The sequence below is a fragment of the Stenotrophomonas sp. LM091 genome (assembly GCF_001806305.1).
Taxonomy (GTDB): Bacteria; Pseudomonadota; Gammaproteobacteria; order Xanthomonadales; family Xanthomonadaceae; genus Stenotrophomonas; species Stenotrophomonas bentonitica_A.
Genome location: NZ_CP017483.1, coordinates 1,581,751 through 1,597,513 on the forward strand (window position 1 = coordinate 1,581,751; position 15,763 = coordinate 1,597,513).

A 15,763-nucleotide genomic window follows, 5' to 3' on the forward strand; every position below is an offset into this window, starting at 1 on the left:
CGCCGTTGCGGCAGGCCGCCCACTATCATGAAGGCCTTCACGTCCCTGGATTGCGCATGATCACCACCCCGACTACGCCGCCCTGCTCGAAACCGCCATCGCCGAAGCCCGCCAGGGCCTGGCCGAAGGCGGCATCCCGATCGGCGCCGCGCTGTACCACAACGACGGCCGGCTGCTCGGCTGCGGCCACAACCGCCGCGTGCAGGAAGGCGATCCGTCCGTGCACGGCGAGACCGACGCCTTCCGCAAGGCCGGCCGCCAGCGCCGCTACCAGGACACCATCATGGTGACCACCCTGGCCCCGTGCTGGTACTGCAGCGGGCTGGTGCGCCAGTTCAACATCGGCACCGTGGTGGTCGGCGAATCGGTCACCTTCCAGGGTGGCATCGAGTGGCTGCGCGAGAACGGCGTCAAGGTGATCGACATGCAGAGCCAGGCCTGCATCGACCTGCTCGGCGGCTTCATCAGCGCCCATCCCGAGGTCTGGAACGAAGACATCGGCGAGTAAGCGCCGCCGCATCCGCGCGCATATGCGTGGAAGATGCCCGCGCGGGGCCGGACGGTGGCGCGCGGGCACGGCTACGTTCTGAATGCTTCAGAGAGCAGGCCGGGCCGCAGGCCCCTGTGCCGTGGGTGTCTGCGCGTGATGCCCTCACGCACCGACGACGGTCGCCGGACACGGCGAACACGCCGCACTAACAACCGCGCTGCATGAACGGCTTAAGGTGGTTGCACAGGGGGCACCATCGTCGAGGAGACGTCATGCATGCCCGAACCCGCCGCACCTCCTCCGTCGAACCCGAGCTGACCGATGCCTGGGAACGACTGCAGGTGCACTACGCACGCCACCAAAACGCCGCGCCTTTCTGGGATGCCTACCAGGCGATACAGGATGAGTTGACGCGGTCCCATCCCCAGCAACGTGTCGCCGTCTGCAACCGGCTGGCGACGCTGGCCGAGCGGCTCGGCGTGGTCCACCACGCTCATCTGCTACGCGAGCAACGTGGCGAAAGCCGCCACACCAGCTCCACATCGCCATGACACCGCTTGCACCGCGCTCTACGCCATCATCCAGATTCCCTTCTTCCCAAACTGAAGTGACCATGTCCTCCGCCCAGATCTCCATCCCTGCCGTCATCGATGTCGACGCCGAAGTCAGCTACTGGCGCCAGCGTCATGCCGACGGCAACCTCGGGACGGGCTCGTTCGGCCATTACGTGCCGTGGATCAAATTCGCCTGCGATTCGCTGATCACGCAACCGCGTGCCAGCGATGAGCAGCGCGATGAGATGTTCCAGACCCACTATGCGCTGCAGATCATGCCGCGCCTGTCCGAAGAACAGGCACGCCAGTTCGTCGACCAGTGCTGGGAACACGTCTACCATGCCGGCCGCCAGGACCTGTCCTCGCGCCCGCGGTTGCATGCCCGGGTCTGACCCGCCCCGGCTGCACAGCGCCTGCACGGCGCCCCACCAGTGATGCAGGCACCTCGGACCCGGTCTGCCGTGCCTCTTGAAACTGCGCAGCATCTTCAACCTGGTCGCCAAGAAAGCGTCCTGTGCGGCGGGAAGGCCGTGGACCTTCCTGGCGGCGTCAGTCAGAACGCGGATACCGCCGCGATCCAGATCAAGCTTGATGAGCTGATCCGCGCCACCAAGGGCGCCAACAACGAACTGCTCGATCTGGAAGGGCTGGACGAAGAGCGCCTGGAAGATCCGCCGCGAGTACGAACGCATGCCACGCGAGGCCGGCAATGCGCTGGACGGCGCGCGGCGCTGCCACGGCGCTGCCACGGCGATGGCCGCGCCGACGCCCCATGACCGACACGGGTGCGGCCGGCCGGCCGGACGCACCCGCGCAGACTTACCCGCGCTCGTGCCAGCCGCCGCCGAGCACCTTGTACAACGCCACCTGGTTGGACTGCTGCGCCAGCTGCGTGCTGACCAGCGACTGCCGCGCGGTGTAGGCGGTACGCCGTGCGTCCAGCAAGGTCAGGAAGCTGTCCAGACCGGCGTCGTAACGCGCCTGGGACAATCGCTGCGCCTGCTCCGCTGCAGCCACCAGCGCCTGCTGCGAAGACAACTGCGCATCCAGGCTCTCGTTGAGCGCCAGTGCATCGGCCGCCTCGCGGAACCCGGACTGGATCGCCTTCTCGTACTGCGCCAGTGCGATATCGCGATCAGCGGTGGCCATGCCCAGATTCGCGCGCAGCTTGCCGCCCTGGAAGATCGGCAGGTTGAGCTTGGGAATGAAACTCCACACGCGCGTGCCGCTGTCGAACAGACCCGACAGCTCCGAGGAGGCCGAACCGATGTTGCCGGTCAGGCTGATCGACGGGAAGAACGCCGCGCGCGCGGCACCAATGTTGGCATTGGCCGAGAGCAGCACGTGCTCGGCAGCCATCACGTCCGGGCGGCGCAGCAGCACATCGCCCGGCATGCCGGCCGGCAGCGGCCGCACACTGGCCACATCGGTCACCTCGGCCTGCGGCAGCAGGGCGGCATCGACCGGCCCGCCGGCCAGCAGCACCAGTGCATTGCGGTCCTGGGCGACCTGGCCGGCAAAGCGCGCCACATCCGTGCGCGCGGTTTCCACCAGGGTGCGGGTCTGGCTGAGTTCCAGCGCCGAGGCGCCGCCAAGCTGACGGCGTGCCTCGGTCAGGCGCAGCGAATCTTCGTACGTCGCCAGCGTCGCCTGGGCGATCCGCAGCTGTTCGCTGTCCGCGCCCAGGGTCAGCCACGCATTGGCCACCTCGGCCACCAGCGACAGCTGCGCGCTGCGACGGTTGGCCGCTTCGGCGAAGTACTGCTGCAGCGCAGCCTGGCTGAGGTTGCGCACGCGGCCGAACAGATCCAGCTCGAACTCGACCACGCCGAGGTTGGCACTGAACTGCTCGGTCACCGGCGCATCACCGCCGCTGCGGGTCATCTGCCCCTGCACGCCGATCGCCGGCACGCGGTCGGCGCGCTGGATGCGGTACTGCGCCCGGGCACGCTCGACGTTGAGCACGGCCACGCGCAGGTCGCGGTTGTTCTCCAGCGACTGGCTGATCACTGCCTGCAGGCGCGGGTCGACGAAGAAATCGCGCCAGCCGATGTCGGCCACTTCCATCGGTGCAGCGGTCACTGCCCCCGTGGTGGCCGTTGCCGGCCACTGCGAGGGAATCGCCGGGGCGACTTCGGTGCTGCGAGGCTCCAGCGTCGAGCAGCCGGACAGCACCAGGCTCACGGCCAGCGCCAGGCTGGCCATCATGGGCTTACGCATCGGAACCTCCAGCGTTCTTGCCGTACTTCTTGCGATTGAACACGCGCTGCACCACCACGAAGAACAGCGGGATGAAGAACACACCCAGCAGGGTGCCGACCACCATGCCGCCCAGCACGCCGGTACCGATGGCCTGCTGCGCGCCGGAACCGGCACCGGAGGCGATCGCCAGCGGCAGCACGCCCAGGCCGAAGGCCAGCGAGGTCATGATGATCGGGCGCAGACGGTCGCGCACGGCATGCATCGTCGCTTCGATCAGGCCGGCGCCCTTTTCCAGGTTCTCCTTGGCGAACTCCACGATCAGGATCGCGTTCTTGCTGGTCAGGCCCACCGTGGTCAGCATCGCCACCTGGAAGTAGATGTCGCGCTCCATGCCGCGGAAGGTATTGGCCAGCACCGCGCCGAGGATGCCCAGCGGCGCCACCAGCAGCACCGAGGTCGGCACGCTCCAGCTTTCATACAGCGCGGCCAGGCACAGGAACACGATCAGCAGCGACAGCGTGTACAGCAGTGGCGTCTGCGAACCGGCCTGGCGTTCCTGGTAGGACAGCGCAGTCCACTCGATGTCGAAACCGGCCGGCAGCTGCTTGGCGAGCTTCTCCACTTCGTTCATCGCATCGCCCGAGGCCACGCCCGGGGCGGGCTCGCCCTGGATCTCCATCGCGGAGACGCCGTTGTAGCGCTCCAGGCGCGGCGAACCGTAATCCCAACGCTGGCTGGCGAAGGCCGAGAACGGCACCATCTCACCGGCGGTGTTCTTCACCGACCACAGGTTGAAGTCCTCCGGGTTCATGCGGAACGGCGCATCGGACTGCACGTACACGCGCTTGACCCGGCCACGGTCGATGAAGTCATCGATGTAGCTGCTGCCCCATGCCGCCGCCAGCGTCGTGTTGACCGCCTCCAGCGACAGGCCCAGCGCGCTGGCCTTGCCAACATCGATATCGATGCGCAGCTGCGGGGTGTCTTCCTGCCCGTTCGGGCGCACGTTGGCCAGCAGCTTGCTCTGCCCGGCCATGCCGAGCAGCTGGTTGCGTGCCTCCAGCAAGGCCTGGTGACCGGCACCGCTGGTGTCCTTCAGGAAGAAGGTATAGCCCGAGCCGATGCCCAGCTCCGGCATCGCCGGCGGCGGGAAGGCGAAGATGAAGGCGTCCTTGATCCCGCCCAGCGCGGCCATGGCACGTCCGGTGATCGGCATCGCACCCTGGTCGGCATCACGGTCCTTCCAGTCCTTGAGCTTGACGAAGGCCATGCCCGCGTTCTGCCCCATGCCGGCGAAGCTGAAGCCCTGCACGGAGAAGATCGACTCGATCGCGTCGGCCTCGTTCTCCATGAAGTGCTTTTCGAGCTTGTCGATCGATTCCAGGGTGCGTTCCTGGGTGGCGCCGACCGGGGTCTGCACCAGCGCCATCAGGATGCCCTGGTCTTCATTGGGCAGGAACGAACTGGGCAGGCGCATGAACAGCAGGCCCATCACCAGCGCGAGCGCCGCGAACACGCCCATGAAACGCCACGGACGGCCGAGGATGCCGCGCACGCCACGCTGATACTTCGCGCTGGAGTTGTCGAAGCCGCGGTTGAACGCGTTGAAGAAACGGCCCGACCAGCCCTTGTGGGCCACGTGGTGCTCGCCCTTCTTGAGCGGCTTGAGCATGGTGGCGCACAGCGCCGGGGTCAGCACGATGGCGACCAGCACCGACAGCGCCATCGCCGAGACGATCGTGGCCGAGAACTGGCGGTAGATGACGCCGGTGGCACCGCTCATGAAGGCCATCGGCACGAACACCGCCGACAGCACCAGGCCGATGCCGACCAGCGCGCCGGTGATCTGGCTCATCGATTTGCGCGTGGCTTCCAGCGGCGAGAGGCCTTCCTCGGACATGATCCGCTCGACGTTCTCCACCACCACGATCGCGTCATCGACCAGCAGGCCGATCGCCAGCACCATCGCGAACATGGTCAACATGTTCACCGAGAAGCCCAGCGCGGCCAGGATGCCGAACGTGCCCAGCAGCACCACCGGCACCGCGATCGTCGGGATCAGGGTCGCGCGGAAGTTCTGCAGGAACAGGTACATCACCAGGAACACCAGCACGATGGCTTCGATCAGGGTCTTGATGACGCCCTTGATCGAGACCTGCACGAACGGGGTGGTGTCATACGGCACCACCGCCTTCAGGCCGGCCGGGAAGTTCGGGGCCATTTCATCCAGGGTGGCACGCACGCCGTTGGCGGTGGCCAGCGCGTTGGCGCCGGTGGCCAGGGTGATCGCGATACCCGAAGACGGCTTGCCGTTGTAGCGGGTCACGAAGTCGTACGACTCGGCCCCCAGCTCCACGCGGGCCACGTCGGCCAGGCGCAGTTCGGCACCGTCCTGCGCGCTGCGCACGATGATGTTGCGGAACTGCTCCGGGGTCTGCAGGCGGTCCTGCGCGTTGATGGTGGCGTTGAGCTGCTGGCCCTTGATCGACGGCGCACCGCCAAGCTGGCCGATGGCGACCTGCGCGTTCTGCGCGGTGATCGCCGCGATCACTTCGGCGGTGGACAGCTTGTAGGTGTGCAGCTTGTTGGGGTCCAGCCAGATGCGCATGGCGTACTTGCCACCGAACACCTGGATGTTGCCCACGCCGGGCACGCGGCTCAGCGGATCGACGATGTTGGAGCCGACGTAATCGGAGATGTCGTTGGCATCCATGCTGCCGTCTTCAGACACGAAGCCGAGCACCTGCAGGAAGCCGCTGCTCGACTTGGCCACGTTGATGCCCTGGCGCTGCACTTCCTGCGGCAGCAGCGGCATGGCCAGCTGCAGCTTGTTCTGCACCTGCACCTGGGCGATGTCCGGGTCGGTGCCGCTCTGGAAGGTCAGCGTGATCGTGGCCTGGCCATTGGAGGAGCTGTTGGAGGAGAAGTAGATCAGGCCGTCCAGGCCCTTCATGTTCTGCTCGATGATCTGCGTCACCGAGTCCTCGACCACCTTGGCCGATGCACCCGGGTAGCTGGCGCTGATCTCGACGGCCGGCGGTGCCACTTCCGGGTACATCGACACCGGCAGCTTGAGCACCGCCAGGCCACCGGCGAGCATGATGATGATCGCAATCACCCACGCGAAGATGGGGCGATCAATGAAAAAACGTGCCATGGAATTCTCCGGTTACTGCTGGGCGGCGGGAGCCGCCGGCGCGGCGGCCGGCTTGGCCGGGGCCGCGCCCATTTCGGTGGCCTGCACGGGCATGCCCGGCTGGATCTTCTGCAGGCCTTCGACGATGACCTTGTCACCGGCCTTCAGCCCGTCCTCCACCAGCCACTTGTCGCCGAGCGAGCGGCTGACCTTGACCTGCCGCACTTCGACCTTGTCGTCCTTGCCGACCACCATGGCGCTGGTATCACCCTTGGGATCGCGGGCGATGCCCTGCATCGGCACCAGGATCGCGTTCTCGCGCACGCCGCTGCCGACCTGGGCACGCACGTACATGCCCGGCATCAGCACCTGGTCCGGGTTCTCGACCTTGACCCGCAGCGCGTAGCTGCCGGTGGTCGGGTCCACGCTGACTTCGGAGAACTCCAGCGTGCCCTTGTGATCGAACTCGGTGCCGTCGTCGAGCAGGATCGTCACCGGCAGGGTCTGGTTGTCCTGCAGGCGGCCGCTGGCCAGTTCGCGGCGCAGCTGCAGCAGCTCGCTGGCGGACTGGGTCAGATCGACATAGATCGGGTTCAACTGCTGCACCGTGGCCAGCGCTTCGGCCTGGCCGGCGCTGACCAGCGCGCCCTGGGTGACCGAGGACTTGCCGATGCGGCCGCTGATCGGCGCGGTGATGCGGGCATAGCCCAGCGTCACGTTGGCGGCGTCCAGCGAGGCACGCGCGGCGCCCACATCGGCCTCGGCCTGCTTGAGCGCGGCGATCGCGTTCTCGTTGTCCTGGGTGCTGACCGCTTCGACCTTGGCCAGCTCGCCGATGCGCCTGGCGCTCAGGCGTGCGGCATTGGCGGTGGCTTCGGCGCGCGCCAGCTGGGCGCGGGCGCTGTTGGCCTGGGCGCGGTAGCTGGCGTCATCGAGCTGGTACAGCGGCTGCCCCGCGGTGACCAGCCCACCTTCGGTGAACAGGCGCTTGGCCACGATGCCATTGACCTGCGGGCGTACTTCGGCCACCAGGAAGGCATTGGTACGGCCCGGCAGTTCGCGCGTCAGGCCCACCTGCTCGGCTTTCAGGGTGGCCACGGTGACCTGGCCAGGCCCGCCCTGTGGACCCTCCTGCTCACCACCGCCACAGGCGGACACGGTCAGGGCGATCGCGAGGGACAGCGCGAGAAGACGGTACGGGGTTCTGGACATGGCGGTAGGGGCTCGCAGACGGAAAGGGCGCGCCTGCAGCCCAACTTCCGATAAAAGCGAAGAATGACGACAAACAGGCAGCAAATGACGGCAAATATCCGAAACGAGACCCGCCGGCATTTGCGGGCAGTCCTCGCTGAGGATCAGTGGGGCGCAAATATACATACATGCATGTTTGTTTGTAAAGCGGTACAATTCAGGCCGGTTTCATCCAGCAACTGCACAGCGCAATGGCCAGAAAAACCAAAGAAGAGGCGCAGGCCACCCGCGAGGGCATCCTCGATGCGGCCCAGGTCTGTTTCCATGAATACGGGGTCGCCGGCACCAGCCTGGCGATGATCGGCGCGCGCGCCGGATTTACCCGCGGCGCGGTGTACTGGCACTTCAAGAACAAGGCCGAAGTGCTGACCGCGATGATCGACCGCGAGCGCGTGCCGTTCATCGAGCGCATGCGCCGCACCACCTCGGCCAAGCGCAACACGCCGATCCTGGACCTGCGTTCGGCGCTGCTGGTCTCCTTCCGCGAACTGGCCGAAGACGAACGCCTGCGCAACATGATGGAAATCATGCTGCGCAACGATCTGTCGGTGGAAAGCCAGGCGATGCAGGAGCTGCAGCGCGAAGCGTCACGTGAGGAACTGGCCATCATCGCGGCCGCACTCGAGCGTGCGCGCGAGCTGGGCCAGCTGCACGACCACGCCGATGCCGAAACCGTGGCGCGCATCGTCAGCACCAGCCTGACCGGCGTGCTGTACAGCGCGATGCTGGAACCGGATCTGTTCGAGATCCAGCGCGACGGCATGCAGACGCTGGATGCGATCTTCAGTGCCTTCGTCAAACCGGGGGTGTTCACCCCGGGCGCACCGCCAACGCCATTGCCGACCGACGACGAGGTGTGAGGCAAAAAAAACGGCGACACCGCAGTGCCGCCGTTCTTCCTACCACCCGATCGTTGCGCGCCGTTACAGGATGTAGCGGCTGAGGTCCGGATCCTGCACCAGCTCGCCCAGATGCGCGTCGACATAGGCCTGGTCGATGCTGATGGTCTCGCCATCGCGATCCGGCGCTTCATAGCTCAGCGTATCCAGCAGGCGCTCCAGCACGGTGTGCAGGCGGCGCGCGCCGATGTTTTCCTGGCGCTCGTTGACCTGGAACGCGATCTCGGCCAGGCGGTCGACCGCATCGACGGTGAACTTCATCGAGACGCCCTCGGTCTGCAGCAGCGCTTCATACTGCTTGGTCAGCGCGGCCTTGGGCTCGGTGAGGATGCGCACGAAGTCCTGCTTGCTCAGCGCACCCAGCTCCACGCGGATCGGGAAACGACCCTGCAGCTCCGGGATCAGATCGCTGGGCTTGGCCAGGTGGAACGCACCGGAGGCGATGAACAGGATGTGGTCGGTCTTGATCGTGCCGTACTTGGTGGAGACGTTGGAGCCTTCCACCAGCGGCAGCAGATCGCGCTGCACACCCTCGCGCGACACATCGCCACCACCGACGTTGTCACCGCGTTTGGCGACCTTGTCGATCTCATCGATGAACACGATGCCGTGCTGCTCGCAGGCCTCGATCGCCGCGCTGCGGATATCGTCTTCGTTGACCAGCTTGCCGGCCTCTTCCTCGATCAGCAGCGGGCGCGCCGCCTTGATCGGCAGCGTGCGCTTCTGCGCTTTCGCGCCGCCCAGGCTGGAGAACATCTGGCGCAGCTGCTGGCCCATTTCCTCCATGCCCGGCGGGGTCATGATGTCCATGCTCACGTTGGCCGACACTTCCAGCTCGATCTCGCGCTCGTCCAGTTCACCGTTGCGCAGCATGCGGCGGAACTTGATGCGGGTCTCGTTGTCCTGCGCGGACGGTTCGTTGCGCGCGGCTTCGGCGTCGAAGCCGATGCCGGTGCTGCGGCGCGGCAGCAGCGCATCCAGGATACGGTCTTCGGCGCGTTCTTCGGCCTGCGTGCGCACGCGCACCTTGGCCTGCTCGCGGTACAGCTTGACCGCGGTGTCGGCCAGGTCGCGGATGATCTGCTCCACATCCTTGCCGACATAGCCGACCTCGGTGAAACGGGTCGCTTCGACCTTGACGAACGGTGCGTTGGCCAACGTGGCCAGGCGACGCGCGATCTCGGTCTTGCCGACGCCGGTCGGGCCGATCATCAGGATGTTCTTGGGCATCACTTCGTTGCGCAGCTCGGTCGGCAGCTGCATGCGGCGCCAGCGGTTGCGCAGCGCGATGGCGACCGCACGCTTGGCGTCGTGCTGGCCGACGATGTGCCGGTCCAGTTCCTGCACGATTTCGCGCGGGGTCATGGTGGCGGAAGAAACTTCAATCTTGTGCGGCATGAGTGTGCTCACGGATGAATTGGGTTTTTCGAGGTTGCCGGCCAGCGGCCGGCACTACGCTTACAGTTCCTCGACCACCACGTTGCGATTGGTGTAGATGCAGATGTCGCCGGCGATGTTGATCGACTCGGTGGCGATCGTGCGGGCATCCAGTTCGGTGTGCGCCATCAGCGCGCGGGCGGCCGACAGGGCGTAGGAACCACCGGAACCGATCGCGATGATGCCGTCTTCGGGCTCGATCACATCACCGGTGCCGCTGATGATCAGCGAGGTGTCCTTGTCGGCGACGGCGAGCAATGCCTCAAGCTTGCCCAGGCGGCGCTCGGTGCGCCAATCCTTGGCCAGTTCCACCGCAGCGCGCTGCAGCTGGCCATGCTTTTCCAGCTTGGCCTCGAACAGCTCGAACAGGGTGAAGGCATCGGCGGCGGCACCGGCGAAACCGGCCAGCACCTGGCCCTCGCGACCCAGGCGGCGCACCTTGCGGGCGTTGCCCTTCATCACCGTGTGGCCGAGCGTGACCTGGCCATCGCCGGCGACGGCGACATGCCCATTGCGGCGCACCGAGATGATGGTGGTGGCATGAAATACGTTGGGGTTCTGACTGGGGTCCATGGAGCCTCCGGGGTGACAAAGACTGAGGTGGGGTCTGTGCCCGACGCTTCAACCCGCCCTGCCCTGCGCCCGGATGCCGCAGCGGATCGATTCAGCTTTCGTTGCCGCTCTTGCGCCGCTTGGCGCGCGGGTGGGCCGCATCGTAGACCTTGGCCAGGTGCTGGAAATCCAGGTGGGTGTAGATCTGCGTGGTGGCGATGTCGGCGTGACCGAGCAGCTCCTGCACGCCGCGCAGATCACCGGAGGATTCCAGGATATGGCTGGCGAAACTATGCCGCAGCATGTGGGGGTGCACGTGCTTGAACAGGCCCTGGCGCTGGGCCAGTTGGCGGATGCGGATCTGCACGGCGCGCTGGGTGATCGGCCCGCCCTTGCGCCCGGGGAACACCGGCGCGGTTGCCGCGCCGCCGCTCTCGGCCCGCCAGCCCTGCAGCGCGGTGCGTGCATGCGAGCCGAACGGCACCCGGCGCTCGCGGTTGCCCTTGCCCAGCACGTTGACCAGGCCGGTATCGAAATCCAGGTCGCGCCAGATCAGCGCGCACAGCTCGCTCAGGCGCAGCCCGGAGGAATAGAACAGCTCCAGCAGCGCGCGATCGCGCAGGCCGAGCGGTGCATCGGTGGGCAGTTCGACCAGTTGCACGGCTTCATCGGCATCGAGCACCTGCGGCAGCTTGCGCGGCGCCTTGGGGGCTTTCAGGCCGGTGGCCGGGTTGGCGGCGATGCGATGGTGCTTGAGCAGCCACGCATAGAAGCTGCGGCACGCCGAGAGCCGGCGCTGCAGCGAGGTGGGCGACAGGCCACGCCGGTGTTCGGCCGCGATGAACTGGCGCAGCTGCGCGCTGTCGAGCGTGTCGATGATGGCGCCCTGCCCGTCCGACCACGCCGCCAGGGCGTCCAGGTCGCGACGATAGGCATCCAGCGTGTGCGCCGACATCCGGCGCTCCACCTGCAGATGCGACAGGAAGTCCTGCGCGGTACTCACGACGGCTCCGCTCAAGGGAATGTCAGGGAGACGGGAAACGCTGCAGGGCCACGACCAGCGACTCGCCCATCATGCGCAGGAACAACGTGCCCATGCCGGGGTAGAACCGGTTGCCGTCGTGGCTGCCCACCGCGATCAGGCCGACGCCCGGCAGCGGCAGCAGCGCGCTGGACTGCACTTCCTCGGCACGCCCCGCGTACAGCACGGTATTTTTTTCCGGCTGCAGGCGGCCACAGATCGGCTCGCCGTCTTTCAGGCAATCGCGGAACACCCCCAGCAACGGGCTGCTCTGCTCGATCACCTGCAGCCACGGCGCCTGCTCCAGCCCCGCAACCGGGTGCAGCACGATCAGCCGGACCAGATCGCCAGCAAAATCTTCTTCCAGCGAGGCGGCCATCGCCCGCAGGGTATCGGCCGCCGAGTCCTGTTTCATCAGTGCCAGGGTGAGCTGGTGCGTGCGGACCGCCAGGCGCTCGTTGATCTGCGCATTGGCGGCCAGATCGGCCAGCCGCCGCGACAGCTCACGGTTCTTGTCGCGCAGCACTTCCAGCTGGTAGCTGGCCAGCGACGCGGTGGGGCCGTCATCACGCGGCACCACCAGGGTCAGGGCCAGGTCCGGGAACTGTTTCAGGAAGGTCGGATGCCGACGCAGCCAGGCGGCTACTTCGTGCGATCCGATTTTCTCGGCGGTGTCACTCATGCGTTCCACTCTCCATCAAAGACGAAGGCTGCGGGTCCGGACATCACGATCTGTGCATCATCGGCCGGCCAGCGGATGCGCAGATCGCCACCCGGAAGCGACATCGTGGCATCGCGCTGCAGGCGACCGCGCTGCATCATCACCACGGCCGCGGCGCACGCGCCGCTGCCGCACGCCAGGGTTTCGCCGGCACCGCGCTCGTACACGCGCAGGCGCGCATGCTGCGGGCCGAGCACCTGCACGAAGCCGACGTTGACCGACTTCGGGAACGAGGCGTGCTGCTGCAGCAACGGACCCAGGCGTTCGACCGGGGCGGCATCGACCAGGCCCACTTCGATGACCGCGTGCGGATTGCCCATCGACACCGCGCCGAAACGCACCGTGTCCCCCTGCAGCGGCAAGAGATACTCTTCGCGGGCGCGGGCGAAGCCGATCAGCGGCACGTTCTCCGGCTCGAAACGCGGGACGCCCATCGCCACCGCGTACTGGTCTTCGCCCAGGCGCTCAACCGCGTGCGTGGTGACCGGGCTGTCGATCGCGAACGTGGTGCCAGTGACCGCACCATCGCGCACCAGCCAGGCAGCGACACAGCGCGCGCCGTTGCCACACTGCTCCGAACGGCTGCCGTCGGCATTCCAGATCCGGTAGGAGGCCACCGAGCCCTCGGCCTTGGGCGGTTCGATGGTCAGGATCTGGTCGCAACCCACGCCGGTATGGCGATCGGCCAGGCGCGCGGCCAGTGCGGCATCCGGCGGTGCGCTGCCATCGCGCAGGTCCAACACCACGAAATCATTGCCGGCGCCATGCATCTTGGTGAAACGCAGCGCCGCGGACGTGCTTGCCTTACTCATTCCCGTCATTGGCCTTCAGCGCCGGGGCTTCAACGGGATCGGGAACCACCGGGGAATCGGTATCGGCATCGGCGGCCGGCGGCGTGGCGTCGTCGGCGGCCGGTTCGACCAGTTGTTCTTCGACCGGGACCGGCTTCTGCGGCAGGACCAGCGGGCCCTTGTTGCCACAGGCCGACAGCACCAGCAGCGCCGAGGCGGCCAGCGTCAGGGAGATGAGGGTACGGGGGGATGTCTTCATGCCCTGAGTATAGCCGCGCCCTTTGGGCGCTTGGGTGCTGGCTGGATGAACAGGCCGCGCAGACATCGCGCCCCTGGAAGCACCCCGGCAGTGCCGGCGCTGGCCGGCAGCCCCGCCTCCTGCTGGGCCCGGGCGGTGCCGGCCAGCGGCCGGCACTACCGGAGCGGTTGACGATCCTTGGCCGGGCAGCAGCCATCGTCGTCCTCCGGCGGCCGGCGGCTGCCATTACGGGGTCCGGGTCACGCCCAGCTGGTCGAGCACGAACGCATACGACTCGGCCAGCTCGTGATAGCGCTGGAAGCGGCCGGACTTTCCACCGTGGCCGGCTTCCATGTTGGTGCGGAAGACGATCGGGAAGTGACCGGTGTTGTCATCGCGCAACTTGGCCACCCACTTGGCCGGCTCCCAGTACTGCACCTGCGAATCCCACAGCCCGGTGCCGACATACAGGGCCGGATAGGCCTGCTTGGCGACGTTGTCGTACGGCGAGTACTTCAGCATGTAGTCGTAGTACTCGCGCTGCTCGGGGTTGCCCCACTCGTCGTACTCGTTGGTCGTCAGCGGGATGCTGGCATCGAGCATGGTGGTGACCACATCCACGAACGGCACCTGGGCGACCATCACGCGGTAGTCCTGCGGTGCCTGGTTGGCGACCGCGCCCATCAGCAGGCCACCGGCGCTGCCACCGGAGGCGGCGACGCGGTCCTTGGCCGCATAGCCCTGGCGGACCAGCTCACGGGTGACATCGACGAAATCGTTGAAGGTGTTCTGCTTCTTGAGCAGCTTGCCGTCCTCATACCACGCACGGCCCATTTCCTGGCCGCCGCGGATGTGGGCGATGGCATACACCACGCCGCGATCCAGCAGGCTGACCACGGTCTGGTTGAAGCCCGGATCCATCGACATGCCGTAGCTGCCGTAGGCGTACTGGTACAGCGCGCCGGTGCCGTCCTTCTTGAAACCGTTGCGGTAGACCAGCGACACCGGCACCTTGACGCCATCGCGGGCCGTCACCCATACACGCTCGGTGGTGTACTGCGACGGGTCATAGCCGATCACCGGCTGCTGCTTGAGCTGGCGACGCTCACCGGTGACGGTATTGAGCTCGTAGGTGGTGGTCGGCGTGGTCAGCGAGGTGTAGGCGTAACGCAGCCACGGGGTGTCATGCTCGCTGTTGGCGGCCAACCCCATCGAGTAGGCGGGCTCATCCGCCCTGACGTAATCCTGGCGGCCATCCGGGAACAGCAGGCGCACGCGTTCCAGGCCATTGGAGCGCTCGGCGATCGCGGTGAAGCCGTCGAACAGTTCGAAGCCTTCGATCAGCACGGCGTCATCGTGCGCGACCCAGTCCTTCCATTGGCTGCGCGCGGTGGCATCGCTGGGCGCGGTGACGATCTTGAAGTTCTTCGCGTCCGCCGCGTTGGTGCGGATCACCCAACGGCCGTTGAAGTGGTCGGCGTCGTATTCCACATCGCGCGCACGCGGCGCCAGTACCTTGAACGCCTGCGGGTCGGCAGCCGGGGCGTAGCGCGTTTCCGAGCTCACCGTGCTGTGCAGCTCGATGGTCAGGAAACGATCATCGCGGGTGCGGCCCACGCCCATGTAGAAGCTGTCGTCCTTCTCTTCATACACGAGCACGTCGCTGCTGGCCGGGGTGCCCAGCACGTGCTTCTTGACGCGCACGGTGAGCAGGGTTTCCGGATCATTCTCGACATAGAACAGGGTGCGGTTGTCATCGGCCCAGACCACATTGGGCGAGACGTTCTCGATGCGATCCGGCAGCACCTCACCGGTGCGCAGGTCCTTGAAGCGGATCACGTACTGGCGGCGGCCGACGTCGTCTTCGGCCCAGGCCAGCAGGTGGTTGTCCTGGCTGACATCGGCATCGCCCACGTTGAAGTAGCCCTTGCCCTCGGCCATCGTGTTGATGTCGAGCAGGATTTCTTCCGGCGCCTCCATGCTGCCCTTGCGGCGCGCCTGGATCGGGTAGTCCTTGCCGGTTTCGAAGCGGGTGTAATACCAGTAACCGCGGTCACGCGAGGGCACGCTGGCATCGTCCTGCTTGATGCGGGCGACGATCTCCTTGTACAGGGTGTCTTCCAGCGGCTTGAGCGGGGCCACCACCTGGTCGGTGTAGGCGTTCTCCGCATTCAGGTAGGCCAGCATCTTCGTGTTTTCGCGCTTGTCGTCGCGCAGCCAGTAGTAATCGTCGCTGCGGGTCGCGCCAAAGGGAGCCTTCACCGTGTGCGGGTGCTTCTCGGCGTCGGGCGGGGTCAGCGCGGGGGCGGCGTGCACGTTGGAGGTCATGAGGCTGGCAACCAGTAAACAAAGGGCGGGTTTCACGAGATAAGGCTCCTGGCGGGGGAATGCAATGGCGTCCGTGTCCGTGCAGTCTGTGCCGCCGGGTGGGCCAGCAGCAAGCCTGTCGTTGGTCACTGCGCCTATCATCA

15 protein-coding genes are annotated in these 15,763 nt (G+C 66.6%); 5 read left to right on the plus strand and 10 right to left on the minus strand.

The window, feature by feature from the left end; genetic code table 11:
- The first annotated feature begins 49 nt into the window (after window positions 1–49).
- The 4 genes from BIZ42_RS06900 (at window position 50) to BIZ42_RS06915 (ending at window position 1,820) form a co-directional block, all read left to right on the plus strand.
- Window positions 50–508 carry a nucleoside deaminase gene (locus BIZ42_RS06900; protein WP_070425964.1) on the plus strand — a complete coding sequence of 153 codons (459 nt, stop codon included), beginning with the start codon at window positions 50–52 and terminating at the stop codon, window positions 506–508.
- 254 nt (window positions 509–762) lie between these two features.
- Window positions 763–1,041, plus strand: a complete 279-nt coding sequence (locus BIZ42_RS06905) for a hypothetical protein (protein WP_019186054.1) — start codon at window positions 763–765, stop codon at window positions 1,039–1,041.
- Between the two features lie 62 nt (window positions 1,042–1,103).
- Complete coding sequence (locus BIZ42_RS06910) at window positions 1,104–1,436, plus strand: hypothetical protein (RefSeq protein WP_019186055.1); 333 nt, start codon at window positions 1,104–1,106, stop codon at window positions 1,434–1,436.
- A gap of 138 nt (window positions 1,437–1,574) precedes the next feature.
- Complete coding sequence (locus tag BIZ42_RS06915) at window positions 1,575–1,820, plus strand: low affinity iron permease family protein (protein WP_070425965.1); 246 nt, start codon at window positions 1,575–1,577, stop codon at window positions 1,818–1,820.
- A 43-nt stretch (window positions 1,821–1,863) separates the two neighbouring features.
- On the opposite strand, the gene BIZ42_RS06920 is transcribed toward BIZ42_RS06915, so the two are convergent.
- The 3 genes from BIZ42_RS06920 to smeD are packed head-to-tail and all read right to left on the minus strand — an operon-like array spanning window position 1,864 to window position 7,594.
- Window positions 1,864–3,264, minus strand: a complete 1,401-nt coding sequence (locus BIZ42_RS06920) for an efflux transporter outer membrane subunit (protein ID WP_139146337.1) — start codon at window positions 3,262–3,264, stop codon at window positions 1,864–1,866.
- Window positions 3,257–6,403: a multidrug efflux RND transporter permease subunit SmeE gene (smeE, locus tag BIZ42_RS06925; RefSeq protein WP_070425966.1), complete on the minus strand. Its 3,147-nt coding sequence runs from the start codon at window positions 6,401–6,403 to the stop codon at window positions 3,257–3,259. Before smeE ends, BIZ42_RS06920 begins: the two co-directional genes overlap by 8 nt.
- A 12-nt stretch (window positions 6,404–6,415) precedes the next feature.
- Window positions 6,416–7,594 carry a multidrug efflux RND transporter periplasmic adaptor subunit SmeD gene (smeD, locus tag BIZ42_RS06930; protein WP_070425967.1) on the minus strand — a complete coding sequence of 393 codons (1,179 nt, stop codon included), beginning with the start codon at window positions 7,592–7,594 and terminating at the stop codon, window positions 6,416–6,418.
- 230 nt (window positions 7,595–7,824) lie between these two features.
- Between smeD and BIZ42_RS06935 the strand changes: the two genes are divergently transcribed.
- Window positions 7,825–8,493: a TetR family transcriptional regulator gene (locus BIZ42_RS06935; RefSeq protein WP_019183678.1), complete on the plus strand. Its 669-nt coding sequence runs from the start codon at window positions 7,825–7,827 to the stop codon at window positions 8,491–8,493.
- A 63-nt stretch (window positions 8,494–8,556) separates the two neighbouring features.
- Here BIZ42_RS06935 and hslU read toward each other — a convergent pair whose 3' ends face one another.
- From hslU to BIZ42_RS06970, 7 genes are all read right to left on the minus strand, one after another.
- Complete coding sequence (gene hslU, locus BIZ42_RS06940; RefSeq protein ID WP_070425968.1) at window positions 8,557–9,930, minus strand: ATP-dependent protease ATPase subunit HslU; 1,374 nt, start codon at window positions 9,928–9,930, stop codon at window positions 8,557–8,559.
- A 60-nt stretch (window positions 9,931–9,990) separates the two neighbouring features.
- The gene (gene hslV / locus BIZ42_RS06945; protein WP_019183676.1) at window positions 9,991–10,542 is read right to left on the minus strand and encodes an ATP-dependent protease subunit HslV; all 552 of its coding nucleotides are present in this window, start codon (window positions 10,540–10,542) and stop codon (window positions 9,991–9,993) included.
- Between the two features lie 91 nt (window positions 10,543–10,633).
- Entirely contained in the window at window positions 10,634–11,524 is an 891-nt protein-coding gene (gene xerC / locus BIZ42_RS06950) for a tyrosine recombinase XerC (protein WP_019183675.1), read from the minus strand.
- A 22-nt stretch (window positions 11,525–11,546) separates the two neighbouring features.
- A complete protein-coding gene (locus BIZ42_RS06955; protein ID WP_070425969.1) occupies window positions 11,547–12,224 on the minus strand; it encodes a DUF484 family protein in 678 nt (225 codons plus the stop codon).
- The gene (gene dapF, locus BIZ42_RS06960) at window positions 12,221–13,075 is read right to left on the minus strand and encodes a diaminopimelate epimerase (protein WP_070425970.1); all 855 of its coding nucleotides are present in this window, start codon (window positions 13,073–13,075) and stop codon (window positions 12,221–12,223) included. Before dapF ends, BIZ42_RS06955 begins: the two co-directional genes overlap by 4 nt.
- Entirely contained in the window at window positions 13,068–13,313 is a 246-nt protein-coding gene (locus BIZ42_RS06965; RefSeq protein ID WP_019183672.1) for a lipoprotein, read from the minus strand. The genes dapF and BIZ42_RS06965 overlap by 8 nt, the downstream gene beginning before the upstream one ends.
- Window positions 13,314–13,538: 225 nt before the next feature.
- The gene (locus BIZ42_RS06970; RefSeq protein ID WP_070425971.1) at window positions 13,539–15,656 is read right to left on the minus strand and encodes a S9 family peptidase; all 2,118 of its coding nucleotides are present in this window, start codon (window positions 15,654–15,656) and stop codon (window positions 13,539–13,541) included.
- Window positions 15,657–15,763 lie beyond the last annotated feature (107 nt).

Coding starts and splice junctions, on each gene's coding strand:
- BIZ42_RS06910 (WP_019186055.1), top strand. CDS start 1,104: ATGTCCTCCGCCCAGATCTCCATCCCTGCCGTCATCGATGTCGACGCC.
- dapF (WP_070425970.1), bottom strand. CDS start 13,075: ATGAGTAAGGCAAGCACGTCCGCGGCGCTGCGTTTCACCAAGATGCAT.
- smeE (WP_070425966.1), bottom strand. CDS start 6,403: ATGGCACGTTTTTTCATTGATCGCCCCATCTTCGCGTGGGTGATTGCG.
- BIZ42_RS06905 (WP_019186054.1), top strand. CDS start 763: ATGCATGCCCGAACCCGCCGCACCTCCTCCGTCGAACCCGAGCTGACC.
- BIZ42_RS06955 (WP_070425969.1), bottom strand. CDS start 12,224: ATGAGTGACACCGCCGAGAAAATCGGATCGCACGAAGTAGCCGCCTGG.
- smeD (WP_070425967.1), bottom strand. CDS start 7,594: ATGTCCAGAACCCCGTACCGTCTTCTCGCGCTGTCCCTCGCGATCGCC.
- hslU (WP_070425968.1), bottom strand. CDS start 9,930: ATGCCGCACAAGATTGAAGTTTCTTCCGCCACCATGACCCCGCGCGAA.
- hslV (WP_019183676.1), bottom strand. CDS start 10,542: ATGGACCCCAGTCAGAACCCCAACGTATTTCATGCCACCACCATCATC.
- BIZ42_RS06935 (WP_019183678.1), top strand. CDS start 7,825: ATGGCCAGAAAAACCAAAGAAGAGGCGCAGGCCACCCGCGAGGGCATC.
- BIZ42_RS06920 (WP_139146337.1), bottom strand. CDS start 3,264: ATGCGTAAGCCCATGATGGCCAGCCTGGCGCTGGCCGTGAGCCTGGTG.
- BIZ42_RS06965 (WP_019183672.1), bottom strand. CDS start 13,313: ATGAAGACATCCCCCCGTACCCTCATCTCCCTGACGCTGGCCGCCTCG.